This is a genomic window from Nonomuraea composti (assembly GCF_012034275.1).
GTDB classification, from domain to species: domain Bacteria; phylum Actinomycetota; class Actinomycetes; order Streptosporangiales; family Streptosporangiaceae; genus Nonomuraea; species Nonomuraea composti.
Genome location: NZ_JAATEP010000032.1, coordinates 99,061 through 122,336 on the forward strand (window position 1 = coordinate 99,061; position 23,276 = coordinate 122,336).

Annotated in this window: 25 protein-coding genes; 18 read left to right on the forward strand and 7 right to left on the reverse strand. The window is 71.5% G+C overall.

Going from position 1 to position 23,276, the window contains the following annotated elements:
* Positions 1 to 508 precede the first annotated feature (508 nt).
* Both HCN51_RS36330 and HCN51_RS36335 read left to right on the forward strand, forming a co-directional pair.
* Positions 509 to 892, forward strand: a complete 384-nt coding sequence (locus HCN51_RS36330; RefSeq protein WP_168016025.1) for a DoxX family protein — start codon at positions 509 to 511, stop codon at positions 890 to 892.
* A 58-nt stretch (positions 893 to 950) separates the two neighbouring features.
* On the forward strand, positions 951 to 1,514 hold the full coding sequence (locus HCN51_RS36335) for a TetR/AcrR family transcriptional regulator (protein ID WP_168016027.1): 564 nt from the start codon (positions 951 to 953) through the stop codon (positions 1,512 to 1,514).
* A gap of 107 nt (positions 1,515 to 1,621) precedes the next feature.
* Here the strand turns inward: HCN51_RS36335 and HCN51_RS36340 are convergent, their stop codons facing one another.
* Positions 1,622 to 2,158, reverse strand: a complete 537-nt coding sequence (locus tag HCN51_RS36340) for a hypothetical protein (protein ID WP_168016029.1) — start codon at positions 2,156 to 2,158, stop codon at positions 1,622 to 1,624.
* A gap of 177 nt (positions 2,159 to 2,335) precedes the next feature.
* On the opposite strand from HCN51_RS36340, the gene HCN51_RS36345 reads away from it, so the two are divergent.
* The 11 genes from HCN51_RS36345 to HCN51_RS36395 all read left to right on the forward strand — a co-directional run bounded on the left by HCN51_RS36345 (position 2,336) and on the right by HCN51_RS36395 (position 10,524).
* Positions 2,336 to 2,995 (forward strand): cupin domain-containing protein, encoded by a 660-nt coding sequence (locus HCN51_RS36345; RefSeq protein ID WP_168016031.1) that lies wholly within the window; start codon positions 2,336 to 2,338, stop codon positions 2,993 to 2,995.
* Positions 2,988 to 3,716 (forward strand): dienelactone hydrolase family protein, encoded by a 729-nt coding sequence (locus tag HCN51_RS36350; RefSeq protein WP_168016033.1) that lies wholly within the window; start codon positions 2,988 to 2,990, stop codon positions 3,714 to 3,716. The genes HCN51_RS36345 and HCN51_RS36350 overlap by 8 nt, the downstream gene beginning before the upstream one ends.
* Complete coding sequence (locus HCN51_RS36355) at positions 3,713 to 4,036, forward strand: Rieske 2Fe-2S domain-containing protein (protein ID WP_206068300.1); 324 nt, start codon at positions 3,713 to 3,715, stop codon at positions 4,034 to 4,036. The genes HCN51_RS36350 and HCN51_RS36355 overlap by 4 nt, the downstream gene beginning before the upstream one ends.
* Before the next feature lie 5 nt (positions 4,037 to 4,041).
* Positions 4,042 to 5,121 carry a mandelate racemase/muconate lactonizing enzyme family protein gene (locus HCN51_RS36360; RefSeq protein ID WP_168016038.1) on the forward strand — a complete coding sequence of 360 codons (1,080 nt, stop codon included), beginning with the start codon at positions 4,042 to 4,044 and terminating at the stop codon, positions 5,119 to 5,121.
* Positions 5,122 to 5,124: 3 nt separating this feature from the next.
* A complete protein-coding gene (locus tag HCN51_RS36365) occupies positions 5,125 to 6,012 on the forward strand; it encodes a fumarylacetoacetate hydrolase family protein (protein ID WP_168016040.1) in 888 nt (295 codons plus the stop codon).
* A 31-nt stretch (positions 6,013 to 6,043) separates the two neighbouring features.
* Positions 6,044 to 7,351: an MFS transporter gene (locus tag HCN51_RS36370; protein WP_168016043.1), complete on the forward strand. Its 1,308-nt coding sequence runs from the start codon at positions 6,044 to 6,046 to the stop codon at positions 7,349 to 7,351.
* A 42-nt stretch (positions 7,352 to 7,393) separates the two neighbouring features.
* Positions 7,394 to 7,708, forward strand: a complete 315-nt coding sequence (locus tag HCN51_RS36375; RefSeq protein ID WP_168016045.1) for a hypothetical protein — start codon at positions 7,394 to 7,396, stop codon at positions 7,706 to 7,708.
* 100 nt (positions 7,709 to 7,808) lie between these two features.
* Positions 7,809 to 8,201: a YbaB/EbfC family nucleoid-associated protein gene (locus tag HCN51_RS61660; RefSeq protein WP_346433918.1), complete on the forward strand. Its 393-nt coding sequence runs from the start codon at positions 7,809 to 7,811 to the stop codon at positions 8,199 to 8,201.
* Complete coding sequence (locus HCN51_RS36385; protein WP_168016047.1) at positions 8,198 to 8,515, forward strand: hypothetical protein; 318 nt, start codon at positions 8,198 to 8,200, stop codon at positions 8,513 to 8,515. Before HCN51_RS61660 ends, HCN51_RS36385 begins: the two co-directional genes overlap by 4 nt.
* A gap of 39 nt (positions 8,516 to 8,554) precedes the next feature.
* On the forward strand, positions 8,555 to 10,279 hold the full coding sequence (locus tag HCN51_RS36390) for a WXG100-like domain-containing protein (protein WP_168016049.1): 1,725 nt from the start codon (positions 8,555 to 8,557) through the stop codon (positions 10,277 to 10,279).
* 2 nt (positions 10,280 to 10,281) lie between these two features.
* Complete coding sequence (locus HCN51_RS36395) at positions 10,282 to 10,524, forward strand: hypothetical protein (RefSeq protein ID WP_168016051.1); 243 nt, start codon at positions 10,282 to 10,284, stop codon at positions 10,522 to 10,524.
* 48 nt (positions 10,525 to 10,572) lie between these two features.
* On the opposite strand, the gene HCN51_RS36400 is transcribed toward HCN51_RS36395, so the two are convergent.
* Together HCN51_RS36400 and HCN51_RS36405 are read right to left on the reverse strand one after the other, a co-directional pair.
* Positions 10,573 to 13,344 (reverse strand): helix-turn-helix transcriptional regulator, encoded by a 2,772-nt coding sequence (locus tag HCN51_RS36400; protein WP_168016053.1) that lies wholly within the window; start codon positions 13,342 to 13,344, stop codon positions 10,573 to 10,575.
* A gap of 259 nt (positions 13,345 to 13,603) precedes the next feature.
* Complete coding sequence (locus tag HCN51_RS36405; protein ID WP_168016055.1) at positions 13,604 to 14,665, reverse strand: saccharopine dehydrogenase family protein; 1,062 nt, start codon at positions 14,663 to 14,665, stop codon at positions 13,604 to 13,606.
* Between the two features lie 99 nt (positions 14,666 to 14,764).
* Between HCN51_RS36405 and HCN51_RS36410 the strand changes: the two genes are divergently transcribed.
* A complete protein-coding gene (locus HCN51_RS36410) occupies positions 14,765 to 15,367 on the forward strand; it encodes a TetR/AcrR family transcriptional regulator (protein ID WP_168016057.1) in 603 nt (200 codons plus the stop codon).
* Between the two features lie 39 nt (positions 15,368 to 15,406).
* Here HCN51_RS36410 and HCN51_RS36415 read toward each other — a convergent pair whose 3' ends face one another.
* Positions 15,407 to 16,045: a carboxymuconolactone decarboxylase family protein gene (locus HCN51_RS36415; protein ID WP_168016059.1), complete on the reverse strand. Its 639-nt coding sequence runs from the start codon at positions 16,043 to 16,045 to the stop codon at positions 15,407 to 15,409.
* An 11-nt stretch (positions 16,046 to 16,056) separates the two neighbouring features.
* Complete coding sequence (locus HCN51_RS36420; RefSeq protein WP_168016061.1) at positions 16,057 to 16,947, reverse strand: SDR family NAD(P)-dependent oxidoreductase; 891 nt, start codon at positions 16,945 to 16,947, stop codon at positions 16,057 to 16,059.
* 161 nt (positions 16,948 to 17,108) lie between these two features.
* On the opposite strand from HCN51_RS36420, the gene HCN51_RS36425 reads away from it, so the two are divergent.
* Positions 17,109 to 18,368 carry an alpha/beta fold hydrolase gene (locus HCN51_RS36425; RefSeq protein ID WP_168016063.1) on the forward strand — a complete coding sequence of 420 codons (1,260 nt, stop codon included), beginning with the start codon at positions 17,109 to 17,111 and terminating at the stop codon, positions 18,366 to 18,368.
* 43 nt (positions 18,369 to 18,411) lie between these two features.
* Here the strand turns inward: HCN51_RS36425 and HCN51_RS36430 are convergent, their stop codons facing one another.
* The gene (locus HCN51_RS36430; RefSeq protein ID WP_168016065.1) at positions 18,412 to 19,164 is read right to left on the reverse strand and encodes a hypothetical protein; all 753 of its coding nucleotides are present in this window, start codon (positions 19,162 to 19,164) and stop codon (positions 18,412 to 18,414) included.
* Positions 19,148 to 20,566 (reverse strand): AMP-binding protein, encoded by a 1,419-nt coding sequence (locus HCN51_RS36435; RefSeq protein ID WP_346433919.1) that lies wholly within the window; start codon positions 20,564 to 20,566, stop codon positions 19,148 to 19,150. The genes HCN51_RS36430 and HCN51_RS36435 overlap by 17 nt, the downstream gene beginning before the upstream one ends.
* A 663-nt stretch (positions 20,567 to 21,229) precedes the next feature.
* Between HCN51_RS36435 and HCN51_RS36440 the strand changes: the two genes are divergently transcribed.
* From HCN51_RS36440 to HCN51_RS36455, 3 genes are all read left to right on the forward strand, one after another.
* Entirely contained in the window at positions 21,230 to 21,367 is a 138-nt protein-coding gene (locus HCN51_RS36440; RefSeq protein WP_168016067.1) for an SDR family NAD(P)-dependent oxidoreductase, read from the forward strand.
* A gap of 50 nt (positions 21,368 to 21,417) precedes the next feature.
* Positions 21,418 to 21,579 carry a hypothetical protein gene (locus HCN51_RS36445; protein WP_168016069.1) on the forward strand — a complete coding sequence of 54 codons (162 nt, stop codon included), beginning with the start codon at positions 21,418 to 21,420 and terminating at the stop codon, positions 21,577 to 21,579.
* Positions 21,580 to 22,405: 826 nt separating this feature from the next.
* A complete protein-coding gene (locus tag HCN51_RS36455) occupies positions 22,406 to 23,071 on the forward strand; it encodes a molybdopterin cofactor-binding domain-containing protein (protein WP_168016071.1) in 666 nt (221 codons plus the stop codon).
* The last annotated feature ends 205 nt before the right edge of the window (positions 23,072 to 23,276 follow it).

Sequence of the window (23,276 nt, forward strand, 5' to 3'; positions counted from 1 at the left end):
GCATGGCGCCGGCCGCTGAGGGCGCAGCATCAGGTGCCCGGCGTACCCCTTTGATCCGGCCCCAGAACGTACGCACGGCCGCCCTTCGCAGGGCCAGTCACATGACAGATGTGCGCCGGCAGCCGGGCGATTACTCTCCGATTGCCCTGTCAGGCCCTGATCGGAGCGCTCTCATCGCCAGGGTGCCCGCGCGGGCTTCCTGCCGACGATCGGACGCCACGTGCTCGCCGACCCCCGCACGACCCTGTCCGCGCAGCGCCGCGCCACGACCCTCGCTGACCATCGCGCCTTCATCGCCTGCCGGCCCTGGCCGCCGCGCCGCGGCTGGTGACGATGCCCGGCTACCGTCCAGCACACCCTCGGCCTGGCCGCCGCCATCCTGCTCCACGCCGTGCAGCGCCGCCGATCACCCCGGTCGCCTGGCTGGCCGCCGGGCCCTCCACGACGTACCATACCGTATGGTATGGTCTCGTTGGATTGTCCGTCGTCCCGTGATCCGAGGAGAGATATGTACGCCTTGTCCGGCCCCCTCTGGTACGCCCTGCCCGACCCCATCTGGCCGGTCGCCGTCCTGGCCTTCATCCAGGCCGGCGACGCCGTCATGTGCATCAAGCCCATGCCGTTCATCGCCCAGTGCTTCGAGGACGTGAACTGGCCGCGGCGTTACTGGTGGATGATGCCGCCGCTGAAGTTCGCCGCCGCGGCCGGCCTGATCATCGGCATCTGGCTGCCGTACCTCGCCGCCCTCACCTGCGCCGCGCTCGTGCTGTACTTCATCGTCGCCATTTCGATGCACATCATGGCCCGCGACTTCGGCCGCAATCTCTTCCTCAATGCGACCGGCATGCTCCTGATCTGCATCGCGACCGGCGTCTACAGCTTCCTGCCATGAGGCCGGCCCGCGCCCGTGCACACCCGGGCCGGCCCGGCGCCTGTGCTACGTTCGCCCGATGAGCACGGCACGTGACCGGTGGCTGGACGAAGGGTTGAAGGTCCTCGCGGAAGAGGGCGCGGCAGGGGTCCGCATCGACCGGATCGCCGCCCGGCTGAAGCTGTCGAAGGGCTCGTTCCACCACCACTTCGACGGCGCCGAGGGATACAAGCAGGCGCTTCTCGCGCACGTCGAGCGCCTGTCGCTCGAAACGCTCGACCGTGCCATCGCCGAGGCCGCCGGATCGACGGACGCCCGCGCCGTGCTCGCGCACCTGACGCGGCTCGTCCGCCCCGACGGCACCGGCCTCTACCGGCCCGAGCTCGAGATCGCCCTGCGGGCCTGGGCCACCTGGGACGCCGACGTACGCGCCGTGCAGACCCGCCTCGACGAGGCCCGGCTGGCCGCGCTGCAGCAGGTGTGGCGACCGGCCGTGGACAGCGACGAGGCGGCCAGGACCGCGGCCCTGCTGCCCTACCTGCTCGCGGTGGGCGCCACCGTCGTCTTCCCGCCCATCGACGCCGACCGGCTGCGCGGCCTCTACGAACTGCTGCTACCGCTCGTCCCGGACACCTCAGCGTAGACAGGCGGGCCGAGGCCGGCGCGGATCCGTACGGTGACCGGTCCTGCGCTCGGGCCCAAGGTCAGCGGGTCAGCAGCGCGCGCCCGGCCGATCCCTTCCTCCTGGTCCTACCGGCCCGGCCGGAACGCCAGCCACCTGCGCGAGGACGGAAGCCAGACCAGGACGAGCATGCAGGCCGCACAGCCCGCGGCCGCGAACGACAGAACCGACCGGAGCACGACGACGCTCGCGCCGGCGTCGTACACCCACAAGGCGATGACCGGCAGCGTGACGAGGGTGAGCGCCACGTGCGCCCCGCGCTGCCGGGTGGCCAGCAGCAGAGTCACCGCCAGCACGAGCAGCCCGGCGCTGGCGGTGACGTGGCCGCGCATGACGAGCTCGGTGTGGACCTCGGCCCGACGCAACTCGGCCACCAACGGCTCATACGCCAAATCGGCGGGTACCTGGCCCGGCCCGCCGATGATGGTGCCGGCCAGAGCGGCCACACCGGACAAGGCGGCCAGGGCTGCCAGGAGCCCGCTCGCGAGCATGGTCACCGGCTGCGCCGATTCCATCCGGTGCCTGGAGTGCGCCTGCCGCGCCGGGTCCGTCCGCTGCCTGAAGTACGCCGGTCTCGCCGGCGCCGCGAAGCGATGAGTGGCCATCAAAGGGTCTCCTTCGAGCACATAAGGGTTCACGGCAAGCCTGGCACCGGTGCCCGGGCGATCGAATCTGCCGCGCGACTGGCCCGCGCGATCTGCGCCCATTGCCTCTTGACGCGCCGGTCAGTAGGTGCTTTTTTAGGTAAAGTCATACCTAAACTGATAAGCAGGTGCCCCGCGATGACAGAGTCCCGACCAGCCCACGGCAAAGCGATCAGCATCGAGGAGTACCGCGAGCTGCTCCCGAACATGCGCTCGGTGACGGAGTCCAACGAGGTGGCCTCCGTTCTCACCGCCGACGACTACTTCAAGGTCGTCAACAAGCCGGACACCCGCCCGGCCTTCTGGAAGTTCGCAGACGTCCGCGCCACCCTCGACCGGCTCGCCGAGGAGCCGCTGCGCGAGGCCGAGCGGCGCTTCTGCACGACGGTGAACGCCGACACCGGCGAGCTCGTCGGCGCGACGCCCTTCATCTTCATCGGCTGGCAGCTCATCCACCCCGGTGAAGAGGTCCCGCCGCACCGGCACAACTCGGTCGCGATCTACCACATCCTGGAGGGCAGCGGCTACACCGCCGTCCAGGAGGCCGGTTCGACGTGGGCGAAGTACCACTGGGAGAAGGGCGACACGCTGGCCTGTCCCGCCTGGGCGTACCACGCGCACTACGCCGAGGGCGAGGCCGACACCCTCATGTACGTCGTCCAGGACATGCCGATGATGGCCGTCAGCCGCACCCTGTTCTGGGAGGAGCCGCTCGGCCAGGAGAACATCCGGCACATGGTCACGGGAACGAGCCCCTCCTGGAGCGTCACCCGGACGAAGGACGACGCCGATGCCTGAGATCGTGCGGCAGCCGGTCGTCGTCGGCGAGCGGGGCGCCGGAGGGTTCCTCGTCAGCGACGGCAGCGGCGGCGGCGAGCGGCCCGCGCTGGTGCTCACCACCGCGATCGCCGGCGTCAACGACTACGTCCTGCGGCAGGCCGACCGGCTGGCCGCCGACGGCTACGCCTGCCTGGTGCTCGACTACTATGCCCGCCAGGGCGGCAAGGCCCCCGACCTCAGCGGCATGGACAAGGTCATGCGGGCGGTCGCCTCACTGTCCGACCCTCAGGTGCTCGCCGACATGAGCGACGCGGTCGCCTGGCTCAAGGACCGCTGGTACGGCGGCGTCGGCGCCCTCGGCTTCTGCATCGGCGGCACGTACGCGCTGCTGGCCGCCTCCCAGATCCCCGACCTGAGCTGCGCGATCACCTTCTACGGCATGCTGCGCTACACCGAGCTCACCGAGAACAAGCCCGTCTCCCCCCTGGAGACCGTCGACAAGGCGGCCTGCCCGGTGCTCGGCCACTTCGGCGAGGCCGACCATCTCGTTCCGCCGGCCGACGCCGCCGAACTGGCCGAGCGGCTGCACGGCAAGCCCGCCGAGATCTACACCTACCCAGGCGCCGGTCACGCCTTCCACGAGGACTTCCGGCCGCAGGTGTACCGGCCCGTGGCCGCGACCACCGCATGGGCCCGTACCGGCGCGTACCTCTCGTACTACCTGCCTCCGCGCACGTGATCGACTGGGTGCGCCTCGCCCCCGCGGGCGCGCTTCCCCTCAACGAGTCGGTCACCGTCGAGATCGACGGTGACCGGATCGCCCTCTTCCACACCGAGCACGGCTATCACGCGCTGGCCGGATCGTGCCCGCACATGGGCGGCCCGCTCAGCGAGGGGAGCGTCGGCGACGGCGCCGTCACCTGCCCCCTGCACGGATGGCGCTACGACCTGAGCACCGGCCAGCGGCTGGACCGCCGCGGCCAGCCCGTCCCCACCTACCCCGTCGAGGTCCGGCAGGGCTGGCTCTGCCTCGGCCTGCCCGCGCAAGACAGGAGCTGAACCCTTTGAAGATCGACAACGTGGCCGCGAGGCTGGTCGTCGTGCCCCTGGGCGCCGCCAGGGGCGGATCGGGCGCGACCAGCGTCCAGGTGCTGCACGTCACCGTGCACGACACGGACGGGGCGAGCGGCACCGGCTTCACCTACGCCCTCACCGGCGGGATCGAAGGCGCCCACGCCATCCTCACCTCCCTCTACACCCCGGCCGTGACCGGCCTCGACCCGCTGGACTGGGAGCGCACCTGGCACCGGCTCTGGGCCGCCACGCACCGCGTCGGCCGGGGCGTCGCGCTGCCCGCCCTGTCGGCGCTGGACATCGCCATGTGGGACCTGCGCGCCCGCCGCGCCGGCCTGCCCCTGTTCCGGCTGCTGGGCGCGCACCGCGACACCGTCCCCATCTACGGCAGCGGGCGCGCCACCCACCAGATGAGCGACGACGACCTCGTGGCCGGCGCGCTGTCGTACGTCGAGGAGGGCTACCGGGCGGTCAAGCTGCGCGCCGGCGTGCATGGCGTCGAGGCTGATGTGCGGCGGGTGGCGAGGGTCCGGGAGGCGGTCGGCCCCGAGATCGTCATCATGGTGGACTGCAACGAGCGGCTCACCGCCGCCGACGCCCAGCGCCTGGGCCACCGGCTCGGCGAGCATGACGTCGCCTGGATGGAGGAACCCTTGCCGTCCGACGACGTCAGGGGCCACGCCCTGCTGGCCGCGCGCTGCCCGGTGCCGATCGCCGTCGGCGAGCACCTGCTGGGCAGGTTCGAGGCCAAGCAGTACCTGGACGAAGGCGCCTGCGCCGTCCTCATGCCGGACGCGCCGCTGGCCGGCGGGATCAGCGAATGCCTGCGCATCGCCACGCTCGCCGAGGCCGCAAGCGTCGCGATCAGCCCGCACTTCCTGCCCGAGCTGCACGTCCACCTCGCCGCCGCCGCCAAGTCCGCCACCTACGTCGAGCACTTCCCGCTGATCGACGACCTGCTCGCCGAGACGCTCACCGTGCGGGACGGCATGGCGGTGCCACCGGACCGTCCCGGCCACGGCATGCGCTGGAACCCCGAGGCGCTGGACCACTACACGGTGAAGGGCTGAGACATGCGACTGGCGATCTTCGACGACTGGCGGCTCGGCCTCGTCGGCGCGGGCGGCGACACGATCAGGGACGTGACCGCCGCCGTGCCCGACCGGCGGGACGCCGACCCGCACGGCGCCGGCTGGTGGCTGCGGCTGTGCCGGGACCTGTCCGCGCTCCGGCCCGCCCTGGCCGAGGCCGCGCGGCAGGCGCACGCCCGCCCCCTGCGCGAGGTACGGCTGCGCGCCCCCGTCCTCAACCCCGGCAAGATCATCGCGTGCGCGTCCAACTACGCCGCCCACGTCGCCGAGATGCGCGACGTCGTGCTCCCCCGCCACGCCAGCGCGCCACCCTCATGGCTGCTGGACTTCGACGTCTTCCTCAAGGCGCCCAGCTCCATCAGCGGGCCGGCCGACCCGATCGTCCTGCCCGCGCTCGCCGCCGGCCGCGAGATCCACCACGAGAGCGAGCTCACCCTCGTCATCGGGCGCGGCGGCAGGGACATCGGCGAGGACGCGGCGCTCTCCCACGTCCTGGGCTACCTCATCGGCCTGGACATCACCGAGCGCGGCGACGGCGACCGCTCCCGCCGCAAGAGCCACGACACCTTCACCCCGCTCGGCCCGTGGCTCACCACCGCCGACGAGGTCGGCGACCCCCAGTCGCTCGACATCGAGCTGCGCGTCGGCGACGCCGTCCGCCAGAAGGTGTCGGCCGGCGACATGGTCACGCCGGTCGCGCGGATCGTCTCGCACGCGTCGGCGCTCATGACGCTGCACCCGGGCGACGTGATCATGACCGGAGCCCCGCCCGGGGTCGGCCCCATCGTCGCCGGCGACCTCGTCTCGGTCTCCATCAGCCGGCTGGGCCACATGAGCATCCCTGTCCGCGGGGCCGGCTCACCCACCTGAACTCGCACGGCCCCGGAAAGGGGATGCCCAGATGAGCGTCGTCCTCCCTGCGCTCTCACGCCGCCCAGCCCTCCTCATCACGCTTCTGTGCTGGTCGGCCATCGTCTTCGACGGCTACGACCTCATCGTCTACGGCAGCGTCCTGCCGGTGCTCGCATCCGAACCCGGCTGGACGCTGGACGGCACGACGCTGGGCGTCATCGGATCGCTGACCTTCCTCGGCATGCTGCTGGGGGCCATCACGGCCGGCGTGCTGAGCGAGCGGTTCGGCCCCCGCGCCTGCATGCTGGCCTCCATCACGCTGTTCTCGATCTGCATGATGGGCTGCGCGCTGGCGGGCTCGCCCACCGCGCTCGCCACCAGCCGGCTGCTGACCGGCCTCGGCCTCGGCGGGCTCATCCCGACCGCCTCGGCGCTGCTGATGGAGTACGCGCCACCCCGCCACCGCACCCTCACCTACGCGCTCGCGCTGTCGGGCATCCCCCTCGGCGGAGTGCTGGCGGCCATGCTGTCGGCGGCGCTGCTGCCCTCCCCCGGATGGCGGGCCCTGTTCTGGATCGGCGCCTGCCCGCTCGTGCTCATCGTTCCGCTGGCGTGGCGCTACCTGCCCGAATCGCTGAACCACCTGGCCCAGGCCGGCAAAACCGAGCGGGCCGCGGCGCTCGCGCACCGGTACGGCCTGACCGTCCCGGAGCGCAGAGCGTCCTCGAGGCCGAGCACCCAGCCCCTCTTCCGTGGACGCAACCTGGCGGCCACCCTCTGCTTCTGGGCGGCCACCTTCCTGGCCCTGCTCACCTGGTACGGCCTCGGCACGTGGCTGCCCCGCATCATGCTGTCGGCCGGATACCCGCTCGGGCCGGCCATCGGCGCCCTACTGGCGCTGAGCATCGGAGGAACGCTCGGATCCTGGGCCACCGCCGCCGCCGGCGACCGGTTCGGGCACCGCATCACGGTCGTCACCTCCTTCCTCATGGTCGCGGTGTCCCTGCTGGCACTCAGCATCCCCTTGAACCCGCTGATGTTGTACGTGCTGCTCGCCCTCGCGGGCACCGGAGCGGTCTCCAGCCAGGTCCTGGTGAACAGCTTCGTCGCGGCCACGTTTCCCGCCCGCCCGGCCGGGGCGCTCGGCTGGTCCCTGGGCGTCGGGCGTACCGGCGCCATCGCCGGGCCGCTGGTGGTGGGCGTCCTCATGGACGCGCAGGCGTCCTACACGTGGAGCTTCTACCTCTTCGCGGCCTGCGCCACGCTCGGCGCCGTCGCCGCGCTGCTCGTACCCCGGGCGCTCGAGGACGGCACCGGTCAGGTGACTGATGCACGACGTCCGGCGCGTGCTCAATAGTGTGACCCGTCGCAAGATCCGCACCCCCTAAGGAGCACACGCATGTCTGCGATCAAGCGTTTCACGGCCGCTCTCGCCACGGTCGCGGCCCTCGCGGCGGCAGGCGCCCTCACGGCCGGCCCCGCCTCCGCCTCGGACAGGACGTTCGGCGCCTGCGCGGAGCTGGAGACGACCGGCTATGGCTACGCCTGGGTGAGCAACGACTGCGACTACACCATCCAGGGGACCGTCGTCCTGATGGACGGCACCAGCCTGCAGTGCCTGTCGATCCCGCGCAGCAGCCTCGGCATCAGCAGGGGCTTCCGCTGGGACCGCCCCGTCCGGGCCGACTACGCCAAGGACTGCCCCCAGGAGTAAGGATGCCGGCAACCAGTCGACTGACGGATTCACGTCTTCTTCGATGGATCTAACGTTGTCTGCGGCGACAGGGATGGCGGTCTCCGATAAGGGGCTTGGTGTGCACGACGAGGTTCATGCCGCACTCGAGAAGGCGGCGGCTGATTTCGAGCGCACCACCGGCCCGCTGCGCGAGGTGTACGCCCGGTTGAAGGAGCTGACTCACACCTCCCGATCCTCCAACGGGATGGTGACGGTCACTGTGGGAGCTCACGGCCAGGTTGTTTCCATATCTCTGGACCCCCGGGTCTATCGCAAGCTGTCGCCGTCCGAGCTGGCCGATGCGATCACCGGTCAGATCGCCGTCGCCTCCAGGCAGGTGTCGGCGCACCTGCGGGAGGTGGTGGAGCCGCTCATGCCGGACGGCCTGCGCTACGAGGAGATCTTCGGCGCGGGCGCGAGCCTGGAGGCGTTCTTCTCCGCACCCTTCCCGGCACCGGGCGAGAGGGCGTGAGCGGCTCGCCGGACGGCTTCACCGTCGAGGCGGAAGGCGTCCGCCGCCGTGGCGGCGATGCGGCGGAGGAGGCCGAGTTCGTCGAGGCCGTACGCGACGACGTGCGCGAGGCCTTCGCCGCCGCCGGCCGCCCGATGGGACACGACCAGTACGGCGCGGAGTTGGACAAGAGCTTCCCGCGGCTGAGAGAGCAGATCTTCGACGCGTTCGCCGCCTACCTCGACGAGCTCCACGAGCTGAGCACCGGCTTGGGCACGGCGGCCGGGAATTACGAGGCGGCCGACCAACCACTGCTGAGGCCGGAGCAGGGCTGAACTCCGATGTGGCTGGACGGGATCCCGGTCCCGGAGCCGGTGCGACCGTGGATCGGCTGGGTGGTCGGCATGGACTGGCCGGAAGGGGACGAGGCCAAGCTGTTCCAGCTGGCCGATGACCTGGCCAGGGCCTTCCACCGCATCAACGGCGGGGTACGCGGCGACGGCCGGCTCGCCGGCGGGGCGGCCTCCGGCACCCGGCACGGCGTATGGGACGGCCAGGCGCTGGAGGCGTTCCTGGAGCGGGCGAAGGAGATGACCGGCGGCCGGAAGGCCGAACTGCTCGAGCGGCTGGCCGGGATGGCGCTGGCCTGCAACGACCTCGGCGTCCAGGTCCAGTACACCAAGCGCATGATCAAGCTGTCGGTGCTGCTGCTGATGGTGCAGCTCATCTGGCTGCTGTGGGCGGCCCTCTCGCCCGCCTCGGGGATCGCCTGGAGCGCGGCGGGCGCGCGGGCTCGGGTCACGCGGGCGATGATCCGGCAACTGGCGAAGCGGCTGCTGCTCAACATCGCACTCTTCGGGCTGCTGATGGGCGGGGTGGACCTCTACATCCAGGCCACCCAGTCCCGGCGCGACGGGATCGACCTGGCGCAGGTGGGCTGGTCGGCCCTGTCCGGCGCGATCACCGGCGGCCTGCTGACGCTGACCACAGGCTTGCTGCCGCCCCGGTCGATCCTGGCCATGATGGGGCACTCCGGGGTGGCCGGGGGCGGGACTTCGCTGGCTGTCATGGCGCTGAGAGGAGACCCGATCGACTGGGAGGCGGTGGCCAAGGGGGCAACGGGCGGGGCGCTGTCGAGCGTGGACGTGCGCGTGGCGACCTGGAGCCCTCGCACGGCCGCCGCCGCCCCCGCCACCACGACGGCGAGCGCCCCGAGCCGTCCTGTGACCGCACCGGGCGCGCCGCGACCCTCGATCAACCGCATCGACTGGCTCATCAACCGCCCCCACGACGAGCCACCCGCCCACCCCACCCGCACCCACGACGGTGCCGTCCCGCGGGCGAGGCCCCAGACCCCGGACCCGGCCGTCCCGCCTCACCCGGGCCATCGGCCGATCCCGCCGGACCTGGCCGAGGCGTTCGCGGCGGTCGGCCCGGACGACGGGCTCAGGCTCGGCGGCGGCGTCAGTGCGAGATCGGTCCGCCTTCTCACCTTCGAGGACGGCTCAAGCTGGGTGTTCAAGCAGGTGAAGACCACGAGGGAGGCGGACGCGGAGGAACTGGGGTCGATCCTCGGCGAGCGCATCGGCGCCAACGTCCCCGCTGTCTACCGGCTCGACCCGCATCGGGTCGCGATGCCGTACGTGGCGACGGGCACCCCGATGGCGATCGCGCCGGTGGCGATGGACTCCCTGCCTGCGAAGGTGCTCGGCCTCCTCCACGTCCTCAACCGGGATGCGGACGCCAACTCTCTCAACATCATCGTCGACGAGCACGGCCATCCATGGGGCATCGATATGTCGGCGGCCTTCCACGAAGTGTCCGAGAAGTACCGCGGAGTACTCCCCGAAGTGACGAACAGCCCGCTCGCCGACCCTTGGGTGTCGAGAACGTGGTCAGGGCTGCTCATCCAGAGCTTCCGTTACCTTCCCAACGAGCTCAACCAGGCGGACGTCGCATGGCTGGCCGGCCAGATCCGCTCGACGCGGCCCGCCTTTGAAGCGCTCGGCCGCGCCGACTGGTACGCCAAGGTGTGGAGCCGATTCGTCGCGATTGCCGAGAATGCGGCAGGAACTCGTTCGATGTTCGAGCAGGAGTGAACGTGCTTCAAGTCAGAGACGTGCGCACCGCCACCGTGGTGGGCACGATCGAGCTCACCGGTGAGGGCGAGCTCGTCACCAGCTCCGACGAGCTGAACCGGCTGGTCAGGCAGGCCATGATGCACCGGGGTCTGAGCGCGCAGGAGGCGTACGAGTACTACAACGGCTGGAGCAACGGCTACGTGGTGATCGAGCCGATGAATCAATCCCTCGCTCGCCACATCAGCCCGGCCGAACAGCCATGACGCGACAAGGACAGCACACGCGGTGACCGAATCCCCGGCGCTGAGCTCTCAGCCGGTAAGTCGGCCGCCCTCGTCGAGGTCGAGCCCGGCCAGCTCCGCCCGGGAGGCCACCCCCAGCTTCGGATAAGCCTTGTACAAGTGGTAGCCGATCGTGCGCGGGCTCAGGAAGAGCTGGGCCGCGATGTCCCTGTTGCTCAGCCCCGTGGCCGCCAGCCGGACGATCTGCAGCTCCTGCGGCGTGAGCCGATCCACCACACCCTCCGACGGACGCCCATCGCTGGTCTGCCGCTCTCCCGCCGCACGCAGCTCCGCACGAGCCCGCTCGGCCCACGGCCGCGAGCCGAGCCGGTCGAAGATGTCCAGCGCCGAGCGGAGCTGGTGGCGGGCGTCGGCACGCCGGCGCAGCCGCCGCAGCCACTCGCCGTACAGCAGCTCGGTGCGGGCCCGTTCGAACGGCCGGCCGCCCCGCTGGTGCAGGTGCAGTGCCTGCTCGTAGTAGCGTTCGGCGTCCTCGTCGGGGGCCAGCAGCGCGCTGCAGCGCAGCGCCACCGCATCAGCCCAGGATGACGGGGTCTGCGCCGCCCACATCTGCACCCGTTCGGACGCGGCGGCGGCGAAGCGGGGGCGGCCGGCCCGCACGGCCGCCTCCACCAGGTCCGGCATGCGGTGCATGATCATGACGGTACGGGCGGCGGGCCCGACCGTGCCGAACGCCTCGGCCCTGCGCAGGGCCATCTCGGGCCGGCCGAGCGCGAGGTCGAGCAGGTTCAGCGAGACGCAGCGCATGCCGCCGGTGGCGGCGTCGTGGACGTCAGCGATCTGTTCAGCGAACTTCAGGCACCGCTCCTCGTCGCCCTCGATCGCAGCCAGGTACGTCAGGACGCCAATGAGCAGCGCCCCGTAGTACCCCTGATCGGTGTCGCGGGCGATGCGCAGCCCTTCTTCCGCGCTGGCCAGCGCCTCACGGTGCAGGCCGAGGAACATCTGCGAGCGGGCCACCAGGGCGAGCACCAGCGGCAGGACCCCGATCGCGCCCTGGTTCCGGCACTGGCGCTCGATGGCCACGGCGCGCTCGTAGGCCTTCGTGTCGTCGCCGATCACCAGGTCCCAGATGGCGAGCTGCGCGCGTTCCTGCAGCTCGGCGGGCTCGGAGCGGTCGCGCAGGCCTTCGATCATGTCGCGCAGCCACGCCAGGCCGGCCGGCGGCTCCTCGCCGGCCAGGCCGCCCATGCCGGCCAGTATCCGCGTCATCGGCCGCAGCGGCCCCGCTTTCGTGCTGGGGAGCTGGGATACGCGGGTGGCCGCCCGTGCGATGGCGGCGTAGTTGCTACTGATCCAGGCGGGCGTGAGTGCTTCGAAGAACAGCGTGACGGCGACGTCCTCGGCCTGGCCGATGATCGCCTCGGCTGCTCCGGTGAGCACCGCATGGGCGGTTTCCGGCTCGCCGTGCGCCATCGCGATCATCGCCCGGGTGCGGGCGAGGTCGGCCAGCACCTTGGGGTCGGCCACGTCCGCGGCCGCCCGGTCGGCGAGCTCGCCGGCGCGCTCGTACAACCCGGCCTCGGCGGCCGCGGCGGCGGCGAGGGTCAGGCGGCGGCCGCGCTCGCGGGGGTCGGGGCTGAGCTGGGCCGCGCGCTCGCAGGCGGCGGCGACCGCCGCGTGCCCACCCCGGGCGCGGGCGTGCTCGGCGCTGCGCTCCAGCGCCGCCGCGCTCTCCTCGTCGGGCCCGGTGGCGGCCGAGGCCAGGTGCCAGGCCCAGCGGTCCACGTCGCCGGGACGCCCGGCCAACGTCCCGGCCAGCGCGCGGTGGGCGGCCAGCCGCCGCATGAAGGAGGCGACATGGTAGGCGGCACTGCGGACGAGGGGGTGGCGAAAGCAGACGCGCCCGTCACCGACATGCACCAGCCCGGCCGCCTCGACGGTGTCGAGGCCGGCCAGGTCCGCGCCGAGCGTGCGGGCCGCCGTCAGGATGACGTCGAGCGAGCCGGTGTCGTCGGCGGCGGCCACCAGCAGCACAGTGCGCGCCGCCTCGGGCAGGCGCGCGATGCGGTCGCGGAACGCGCCGTGCACCCGGCCCGGGGCCGGGGAGGAGCCGATGCCGAAGGCGTGGATGGGCGCCGCGTCCGCCGCTTGTGCCTGGGTGAGCAGCGCGGGCAGCTCCAGCAGGGCCAGGGGGTTGCCGCGTGCCTCGCGCAGGAGGCGTTCGCGCGCCTGCGGGGCCAGGTCGCCAGCATAGGCGGCCAGCAATTCGGCCGAGCGAACGGTGTCGAGCCCGGTCAGGTGCAGGTCCGGCACGCCGGCGGCGGGGAAGGCGCGCTCGTCCTCGCGGGCGGCGAAGACGAGCACCACCCCTTCGGCCTCCAGCCGCCGGGCCGCGAACAGCAACGCCTCGGCGGAGGCGTGATCGAGCCATTGGGCGTCGTCCACCAGGCACAGCAGCGGGCGCCGCTCGGCGAGGTCGGCCAGCAGGGTGAGCACGGCCAGCCCGATCAGAAACCGGTCACCGCTGAAGCCGGGCTCCAGGCCGAGCGCACTGCGCAGGGCCCGGGCCTGCGCGGCGGGCAGCAGGTCGATGGTGTCGACGGTGCCGCGCAGCAGCAGGTGCAGCCCGGCGAAGGGCAACTCCATCTCCGGCTCGAAGCCCGTCCCGCGCAGCACCCGCATCTCCTGACCCGCTGCTGCGGCAGCGGCGTGGTCGAGCAGCGCCGACTTGCCGATCCCGGCTTCGCCGCGCAGCACCAGCGATCCGCTCTTCCCGGCTCTGGCCGCGGCGAGCAGCCGGTCGATCGCCGCCTGCTCCTTGTTCCGCCCTATGAGCATGAGCATCCCCATTCGCCCGGCGTTGTCCGGCCACGCTGCCGGCGCCGTCCGTTTCCGCCCTCGTCACGATGGGCGCCGGCCGCCGACCAGGACTTCGATGCCTGGCTTGATCTGCCGGTCACCAGCAGAGATTCGTGCCCAACGCCCTCCCCCAGCGGTCTCGTCCGCGGCGATGCACCGTGGCGAGGCCTGTCACCAGGCGGTTCGCATTGTTCAGACTAAAGGCACGGCCCTGTGTGCGAATCTGTCAAATGACTAGTCAGCTCGCGTTCACCTTCTCGCCGGCGACAACGCTCCATTCGACGCCGTACGGGGCGAGACAGTCCAGGAAGGCGGCCGAGTCGAACGCCTGCGCCGGGCTGAGCACCCCGGCCTTGGCCTCTCCGGCGGCCAGGCGGCGCGCCGCCTCGACGGTGAACACCGCGGCGCTGCCATAGATGTCGGTGGCGCGCACCACGCCGGTGGCACGCCGGCCGTCCACGCCGATGGCCTCGGCCACGATGGTGAACTCGGCGACGGGGCGGCGTTCCTCAGAAGGGCCCTCGGGCAACTGGCCGATGACGGCGTCCCACTGGTCGGTCGGCAGCTGCATGAGGGAGATCATCTCCGGGGTGAACACGGCCGCGTCGGTGATGATCTCGACGCGCCGGGCTCGCACGTGTCGGGGGACGGTCACGATCTCCGCACCCGGCCACCGCGCCGTCGGCCTCTCCTCGCTCTGACCGGGGAAGGTGAACGACGTGCGCTTGACGGCCAGGCCCTCAGCGGGCCGCCACTGGCCGTCCTCATAGGCGAGGTCGCCGTCCAGCAGCACCTGCAGCGACGAGCGGATGGTGCCCCGGGTCATGTCGAAGTCGTTGGTCTGGTAGGCGATGGTCAGCTCGTCCAGCGGCTCTACCTCGGCGCCCGCAAGGTGCGCGATCATGTCGCCCGGCAGGATGTCGAAGCCCACCGCCGGCACGACGCTCACCCCGGCCTGCTCCGCCCGCTCGGCGTAGGTGTCGAAGACGTGCCGCAGGAACAGCTGCTCGGCGGAGGTGTCGACGTAGTGGGCGCCGGCCGCGATGGCCGCCCGGACCACCGGGTCGCCGACCTCCGAGAACGGCCCGGCGCAGCCGACGACCACGTCGCAACCCTCGAACGCGCGGGCCAGCGCCGGGGCGTCGTCCACGCCGGCCACCCTGACCTCGGCCCCTTCGGCGACCTCTCGCAGCCTGGACTCGTCCCTCCCGGAGACCACCACGTCGAGCCCTCTGCGGCGCGCTTCGGCCGTGACCAGTCTCCCGGTATAGCCGCTCGCCCCGTATACCGCGACCTTCATGTCGAAACTCCTAGCTCGTCGTGATCGGTGCCTCGACCATAGAAGCGTACGATCGTATTTGTCAATGCGATCGATCGTATTCCGACGTATGATAGCGGCATGCCCACAACCCGCCCCGGAGACGAACGCCGCCGCGCCATCCTCGAGCGCGCCCTGAACGCGGCCACCCTTGACGGCCTGGAGGGGATCACCCTCGGCAAGCTCGCGACCACGCTGGGCATGAGCAAGAGCGGCGTACAGGGCCTGTTCGGCACCAAGCAGGAGCTGCAGCTGGAGATCGTGGCGACGGCGACACAGGTCTTCGAGGAGCGGGTCCTGCGCGTGGCCGAGCGCGCCGACGACGGGCTTCCCCGGCTACGGGCGCTGGCGGATGCCTGGATCGACTACCTCGACACCTTCGACGGCGGCTGCTTCTTCTGTGCGGTCGCCCCCGAGTTCGACGGCCGCGAGGGGCCCGTCCGCGACGCGATCGCCGAGGTGGCGCTCACCAGCGACAAGATCCTGCACAAGCAGATCCGCCTCGCCCAGCGCCTCGGCGAGCTCTCCGAAGACCTGGACGCCGAACAGTTGATCTTCGAGATCCACGCCGCGGTCCTGCAGGCCAACTACGCCCGCCGGCTTCTCGGCCGAGCGGATGCCTACGATCGAGCGCGCCGCGCCATCCACGATCGCCTCGACCGCGCCCGGCCCGCACGAGCGTAGTCATCCCTCAGCCGCCAGGGGCGTCGCGCGCGGGTGTGGTCATCCCCGGCTCTCAAGGGTGGCGAGGGCCTCCAGGGCCTGCCACACCTTGCCCGCACCGAGTTCCCCCATGAGCCGCAACAGGTTACGCAGGGTCTCCGCATCGACGCCGGCGGCCCTGGCCGCCTCGACGTGAGCACGGAACGGCTCGCCGAGCGTCTGGTAGAAGACGTCGACCGCCACACAGAGCAGGGCCCGCTCGCGGGCGGTCAGCAGCGGCCGCCCCCAGCGGGTCTCCTCCTGGTGTCGCAGCCAGTCCGCGAAGCCGCCGTCGACCTCGGGCGGCGCGGGCGGCTCCCCGGCGGGGTCGCCAGCTGAGGCGGGAGCGGAATCCGCGCCGTCCGCGATCTCCCGCAGGCGTACGAAGGCCTGCACGACGGCTGGATAGCCGGCGTACGGGGCCAGGTGCCGCAGCACCTCGCGCAGTTCCTGCCAGGACAGCCCCGCCTGGAGTCCCAGCGACAGGTGCAGCTCGTACGGCACGCCGAGGTGCCCGTTGCAAACGTCGCCGGCCAGCCAGACCATCACCTTCTCCCGCAGAGCCAGCCCGGGCACGCTCATCGCGTGGCCGCCGGCCTCCACGGCCATCGGCCCGAAGTCGTCGTCCAGGACGACGACCCGCTCAACAGGCAGCTCCACCGACATGATGATCACACTCCCGCAGTGGTCGAAGAAGCAGAGGAAGCTCGGTCGAGGCCGAGCATGCGCAGGAACAGCGCGTCCATCGCCCGGTCCGGCAGCACGCGCCGCAGCCGGGTGAGCAGCCTGGCGTGCCCGCCGGCGGGGTAGCGCGTGCGCGGCCTGGGCGCGGTCATCGCCTGCACCACGGCGCGGGCGATCACCTCCGGCGGGCTGCCCGTCCGTTCGTGACCGGCGGCGATCTGCTCGATCACGTGCAGGAACGTCCCCCCGTAGTCGGCCCGGCCGCGCGCCGTGAACAGCTCGGCGACGGCGCGGCGGCCGTTGTCGACCAGTTTGACGGGGGCCCTGCTTTGGGTGGCGCCCGGCTCCACGATGCTGACCTGCACCCCCCACGGGCGCAGCTCCATGCGCAGCGCGTCGGTCACCGAGACCAGCCCGTGCTTGGCGACCGTGATGGGGCCGAGGAACGGCAGCGTGATGCGCCCGCCCTCGGAGCCCACGTTGACGATGCGCCCCCTGGCCCGCTTGATCAGCGGCAGGAACGCCTGGGTGACGGCGAGCTGGCCGGTGAGGTTGACCTCGAGATGCTCCCGGAACACCTGCAGCGGCACGAGCTCCATCGGCCACGGCGCGCCGCTCCCGGCGTTGTTGACCAGCCCGGCCAGCCCCTTCGCCCCCGTGGCCGCCGCCACCTGCGCCACGGCCGTGGCGATCGACTCCGCGTCGGTGACGTCGATGCGCACCGGGACGATGCCGCCGCCGGACGTGGCGCGCAGGTCTTCGGCGTCCGCGAGATCGCGGACGCCGGCGAACACGGTGAAGCCCCTGGCGCGCAGGGCCAGGGCGGACGCGCGGCCGATGCCCGACGAGGTTCCGGTGATCACTACGGATGGCGGCATCGTCTTCTCCTCCCGAGACAACTCAACGGTGATGAGTTCACCATAGCTGCAGCCCGGCCAAGAACTCAACGTCGTTGAGTTAAGTTGGGCCGGAAGGACTGTCACACCGCGCCGCCCTACTCCGTCCATAGCTCGATCAACTCACCGTCGAAGGAATCGGCATGAATTTCTTCCGCAGATCCGTGGTCGCGGTGCTCGCTGCTGCGACCGCGATGATCGCGGCCCAGCCGGCATCCGCCCAGGCCGAGCCGTACCTGCCCTACCCCTGCGACACCTGGTGCCAGGCTGCCTTGCAACAGCAGCAGGCCAACGCCCTGCCCCGCACGCGCTTCTACGACGCCCCCGCTCCCCTGCCCTGGGCGCCGGCGGGCACCCTCATCCGCCAGGAGGCCGCCAAGGACTACGCCACCGCGGGCCGGCCGCTGCCCGCCACCCGCCTGCTCTACCACTCCCGCACCGCCGACGGCCGCGACCGCGCGGCGTCCGGAGTGGTCCTCCTGCCCAAAGGCAGGGCGCCGAAGGGCGGCTGGCCGGTGGTGGTGGACGCCCACGGGGCCAGCGGGACCGCCCGCGACTGCGCCCCTTCGCTGATGCGCGACCTCTACCACGGCGACCAGATGGCCCGCTTCCTCGACAGCGGATACGCCGTGGTCGCCCCCGACTACGCCGGCCTGGGCACGAGCGGAGGGCACGCCCTCGGCGACAAGACCGCCGCCGCCAACGACGTGATCCACGGCCTGCGCGCGGCCCGCGACGCCGTGCCCGGCCTGTCGCGAAGCTGGGCCGTCTGGGGTCACTCGCAGGGCGGGGCGGCGGCGCTGGCCGTCGCGGAAGCGCAGGTCCGCCGGCCCGAGCCCGGCTACCTCGGCGCCGTGGTCACCGCACCCGGCGCGAACATCACCCAGATCGTCCGGCACGCCGCCGAGCAGCCCGAGCTCGGCGGCTTCGTCCCGCTGATCGCCGCCGGCGCCAAGGCGTCCGACCCCGGCCTGCAACTGTCGCAGCTCCTGACGCCCCAGGCGATGGCCCGGCTGGACGCGGTGGACAGCCAGTGCCTGGGCGTGGTCGCGGCCGTCTACACCGACCTGACCGGCTCCGCGCTTGTCCGGCCGGGATACCTCACCGAGCCGCGCTTCGCCCGCTTCCTGGAGCGCAACAGCACAGGGCGAAGCACGGTGGCCGGCCCGCTGCTGCTGCTCCAGGGCGAGGCCGACACGCTGGTCACCAAGGCCATGACCGACGAGGTGGCCTGGTCACTGTGCCGTACCGGTGCGCGGGTCGACTACCGAACGTATCCGGGGCTGGCGCACGACACCTATCCCGGGCAGGTCACCGGCATCGACGACGGCGCCATGCCCGACATCCTGGAGTGGATCGGCGACCGCTTCGACGGCAAGCGTGCCACCTCCACCTGCTCCTGATCCAACGCCCGTGCGCGGCGGGCCGGAAACCCGGCGCCGATCATCACTGCCTTCTCCGGCGCGGCCGTTGCCGGTGCCACGAGGGGACACGATCGACCATCAACCGTGCCGGGGCGGCCCGCCTCGCCTTCGCGGCCTTCTTGGCCGTCTGGAAAGCAAGGCCCGCGGTGACCGGGCCACCGAGCCCGGCCAGCGCCAGGAGCACGCCCTCGGCCCACAACGCCGTGTCGATACCCTCCACCTCATCGGCGATCTGTGACTGGACGCGCCGCCGAGGGTCCACCACCACCTCGATGACCGTGCCGACCTTGGCCTGGCACGCCGCCCGATGCGGCAGGGTCTCGACGGGGAAGTCGTCCGTCCACCGATCGGCGAAGGCGCCGCCCAGGATGTACCGGCAGTGCACCCCGCGCCTGGCCTTGTCCACCTGCACCAGGGAGATCCGGGCCTGCTTGGACACGCCGTACCAGTGCTGGTATCCCTGCTCCAGGTGGATGGCCCCGTTCACGCCGAGCCCGAGGCCGAGCAGCATCGCCACGGCGAAACACCCGATCAGCGGCTCCGGGTCCCCCTCGGAGAAGACGCCGGCCACGACGGACAGCGCGGCACCGGCGAGGATGCCGACGACCAGAGCCAGAGCCGCCCATCCTGTGCTGGCCGTCGCCGCGAACACCCCCACGGTCGCGCTCAAGGGCAGCAGGCAGACCAGCAGGAAGGCGGCACCGGCCAGCAGGGCTCGCGGCAGCGCGCGCCGACATTCCTCAGCCGCAGGTGACGGGTCAGTCGCCCGCGTCACGGAGCTCTCGTCGCAGGATCTTGCCCGAGGCCGAGCGCGGCACCGCCTCGACGAACCGCACCTGACGCACCCTCTTGTACGGGGCCACCAGCCCCGCCACGTACGCCATCACCTCATCCTCGTCCAGCTCGCTGCCCGGCCGCCTGACCACGACGGCCCTCGGCACCTCGTTGCCCTCGGCATCGTACACACCGACGACGGCGGCGTCGGCGATGGCCTCGTGGGCGAGCAGCAACGCCTCCAGCTCGGCCGGCGGCACCGGGTACCCCTTGTACTTGATCAGCTCCTTGACCCGGTCGACGATGTAGAGCCAGCCGTCGCCGTCCATCCGGCCCACGTCCCCGGTGTGCAGCCAGCCGCCCTCGTCGATCATGGCGGCCGTGTCGCCGGAACGGCCCAGGTAGCCCTTCATCACCTGCGGGCCGCGAATGGCGATCTCCCCGGGCGCGCCGGGCGCGGCGTCCCTGCCGGGGGCGGCCAGGTCGAGCAGCCGCAGCTCGGTGCCCGGCAGCAGTCGTCCGACCGTACCGGCGGGGGCGTCCGTCCCGCCGCGCGGACACAGGCTGACGCCGGGCGACAGCTCCGTCATGCCGTACCCCTGCACGACGGACGGCAGGCCGAGCCGGCGCGCGCACGCCTCGGCCAGGCCGGCGTCCAGCGGAGCCGCGGCCGACAGCACGAACTCCAGGGACGACAGGTCCCGCCCGTCGACCGCCGGGTGCTTGGCGAGCATGAGCACGATCGGCGGCGCGACGTACAAGCTGGCGATCCGGTACCTCTCGATCGCCGTCAGGAACTCCGCCAGGTCGAAACGCGGCAGCACCACCACGGTCGCCCCCATCCGCAGCGGGGTGTTGAGCAGCACGGTCAGGCCGTAGATGTGCGAGAACGGCAGCACCGCCAGCAGCCGCTCCCCCACCCGGGAGGGCAGGAACGCCTCGATCTGGATGAGGTTGGTCGCCACGTTGCTGTGCGAGAGCATCACTCCCTTCGGCGCCCCCGTGGTTCCCGAGGAGTACGGCAGCACTGCCAGATCCTCGCGCGCGTCGAACACGATGAACGGCTCGGGCGCCGTCGAACGCTGCATGTCCAGGATCGAGGGGCGACCGTCCTGCTCGGGACCGCAGAGGAAGATCTCCTCAACTCCGCCCGCGCGCTTTGCCGCCTCTTGCGCCACACCCAGCCCGGCCGGGACGGTCACGACCCACCGGCACCGCGAGTCGGCCAGTTGCCCCGCCATCTCCGGGACGGTGGCCTGCGCGGACACCGGTGTGACCACCGCCCCGGCCCGCAAGACCCCGTAGAACACCACGGGATACAGGACGGAGTTGGGGCTGTGCAGGGCCACCACGTCGCCCTTCCGCACCCCGCCGCGGCGAAGGCGGCGGCCAGGCGCCTGGATCGCTGGTCGAGCTGACGATAGGTGGTCACCTCACCGGTGAGTCCGTCGATCAACGCCGGCCGGTCACCGAACTCCGCGGCACGCCGGAGCACCACCTGATGCACGGGCGCCTCGATGAGGCCGATGTGCGGGTGCTCACTGGTAAAGATCACGGACATCGCCCCCTGTCGCCCGGTGGACGCGCGCGTCCACCCCCGCATGAACGATAGAAGCGCAGCGATTCCCCTGAATCCGTCGAACGACTGGAATCGGGCGCTGGCCCCGTCGGGTGTGTGCCCCGCCCCGAGGTCAAGAACGGCGGCCCATCACCAGCCGTACAACGGGCTCGCCTCCTGTGACACGGCTCGTCCATTGTCCGCCACCGGACCCAGGGCCGATGCCCCGTGATCTCGAATGGATTGCAACTAAGCGGCCATGTGGCCGGTCAGCGAAACCTCCAAGGCCATCGGGCTGACCACGGCCCAGATGCTGCTCGTCGAGGGCGTCAAGGGCTGGCCGTCTCCTGCGAGACCATCCCCGGGAACTCGAAGCTCTGACGGCCCGGCCTGTGCACGCGCAGGCGGACCTCACCGACGCCGCGGCGCCGGCGCAGATCATGCAGCAGGCCGTACAGAGCCTCGGCGGCCTCAGCATCTCGTCGACAACGCCAGGCTGCCGCTGCCCATGCTGGTGGAGTACAGCACCGCCAAGGCGGCGCTGAATACGCTCATCAGAACGTTGTCCATCGAGTTCAGCAGCCATGGCGTGCGCGTGAAAGGCGCCTCACCCGGCCCGGTCCGCACGCCTTTGTGGACGGCCTAGGACGGGATGGGCGACATGCTCGCCGGCCGGTTCGGCAGCGACCGGGAACCATGCTGGACATCATGGTGCCGGAGCAGTTGGGCCTGACGACCGGGCGGATGGCCGGCCCGCAGGAGGTCGCGGACGCGGTCGCGCTGCCGACCTCGCCGTGCTCGGCCAACGTCACCGCCGCGGAGCTCGCCATCGGCTCGGGGGCGCTCAAGCATGTCTGATCAGTCGGACCAGTCGAACGACCGATATCTCCTGGAAGGGGGATACCTAGGGTTCAGGTGATTCACGACCACCACAGCCGCAGAGCAGGAGGTGCCATGGACGTCTGGTTCCCGCCCTTCAAGTAGCGCCATCCCATCAGGGGCACGAAGGCAGTCCTGGTCTTGGTGCGAGCACCGGGACCAGGAACGGGCAGCGAAGGACAGCACAACATGGACGCCGAAATCGTGCTGCGGGTGGACGGGCAACAGCATCGTCTCACGGTCGACACCGCACCACAGTGTTGGACGCCCTGCGGGCGCGGCTGGGCAACACCAGCCCCCAACAAGGGATGCGATCACGGCGAGTGTGGATCCTGCACCGCGCTGCTCGACGGCAGCCGGGTGACGTGCGCCGGTGCGCCGGTGCGCCGCTTACGCCACCATCGCGCAGGCCACCGCGGAGGTCACGCGATCATGAAGCCTTCCGGCATCAGCGGGCCGGTGACTGCGAATCTGCCGTCGCACTGGCGGCCGGGGGCCCGGACGCGGCCTTCCTCGCCGACGGCACCAGCCTGGTTGGCCTGATGCAGATGCGATTGGCATCCCTGGGCTGCTCGTTGACGTCCGCAAGGTGATCTCCTGCCCGGATCGAGAGAGACGCCCGGCGGGGGCTTGCGCATCGCCGTCGTCGCGGAGAGCCTGGAGATCGCCCGGCATGCGGCGATCCTGATCCGCGTGGACCACGAGCAGCGGCCGCACAACGCCGAACTGCGGCCCGGCCGCAACGGCCTGCACAGGCCGCAGCACCCGGCGGTCTTCGGCTCACTGCCCGCTGCTCTTCCCAGGAGTGCGCTGGGTCAGCCAGCTCTTGACCAGGGCGTTCGGCCTCGAGCAGGCGCGCATTCGGGTCATCCCACCGCACGTCCGCGGCGGATTCGCGTCGAAGGCGTACCCCGTCTCCTGCGCCACGCTCGCCCTGATGGGGGCGCGGCTCATCCCGGATCGGCCGGTGGAGTTCACCCTCACCAGGCAGCAGATGTTCGCGCTGCTCGACTACCGTCCAGCGGCGATCCAGCGGGTCCGGCTCAGCTCCCACGCCGGCAGGCGGGTCACCGCGCTCACGCACGATGTCATACAGCAGACCGCCAGCGCCGAGGAGTACACGGGCCGGATGATCAACTCCAAAACCGCCTCTCCCAGCTCGTCGGCGGCATGGGTTCAGGGCCTGTCGATGGCACTGCACGAGCAGAGCGTGGCCGACCCGCGCTTCGGGCGCGTCGTCAACAACGACCTGGCCGGCTACCACGTCGCCGTCAACGCCGACGTCGACGCCGTCGAGGTGGGTTACGTGGGCGAGCCGGACCTGTACTTCAACCCGATGGGTTCCAGGGGCATCGACGAGATCGGCATCATGGGGACGGCGGCGGCCATCGCCGACGCCGTCCACCACGCGACGGGAATTCGCGTCCGGGTCCTGCCGATCACCCTCGACAAGCTCGCCCTGTTCTCGTAGCACGTTGTGCCGGGAGAGCCGTGGCGCACGTGGCCGCCCGCCTGATTCGCATCGCCCGGCGACCGGCCAGATCGAAGCACCTGCCGGAGTCCGTCCGGCGGGTCGTCCTACCCAGTCAGACGACAGATGCGGAGCTCGGCGCGCTCACCCGATGATCACCTGGAAGAGACGGAAGGCGCGGGCGCGCTTCCTTGCTCGGGATCGC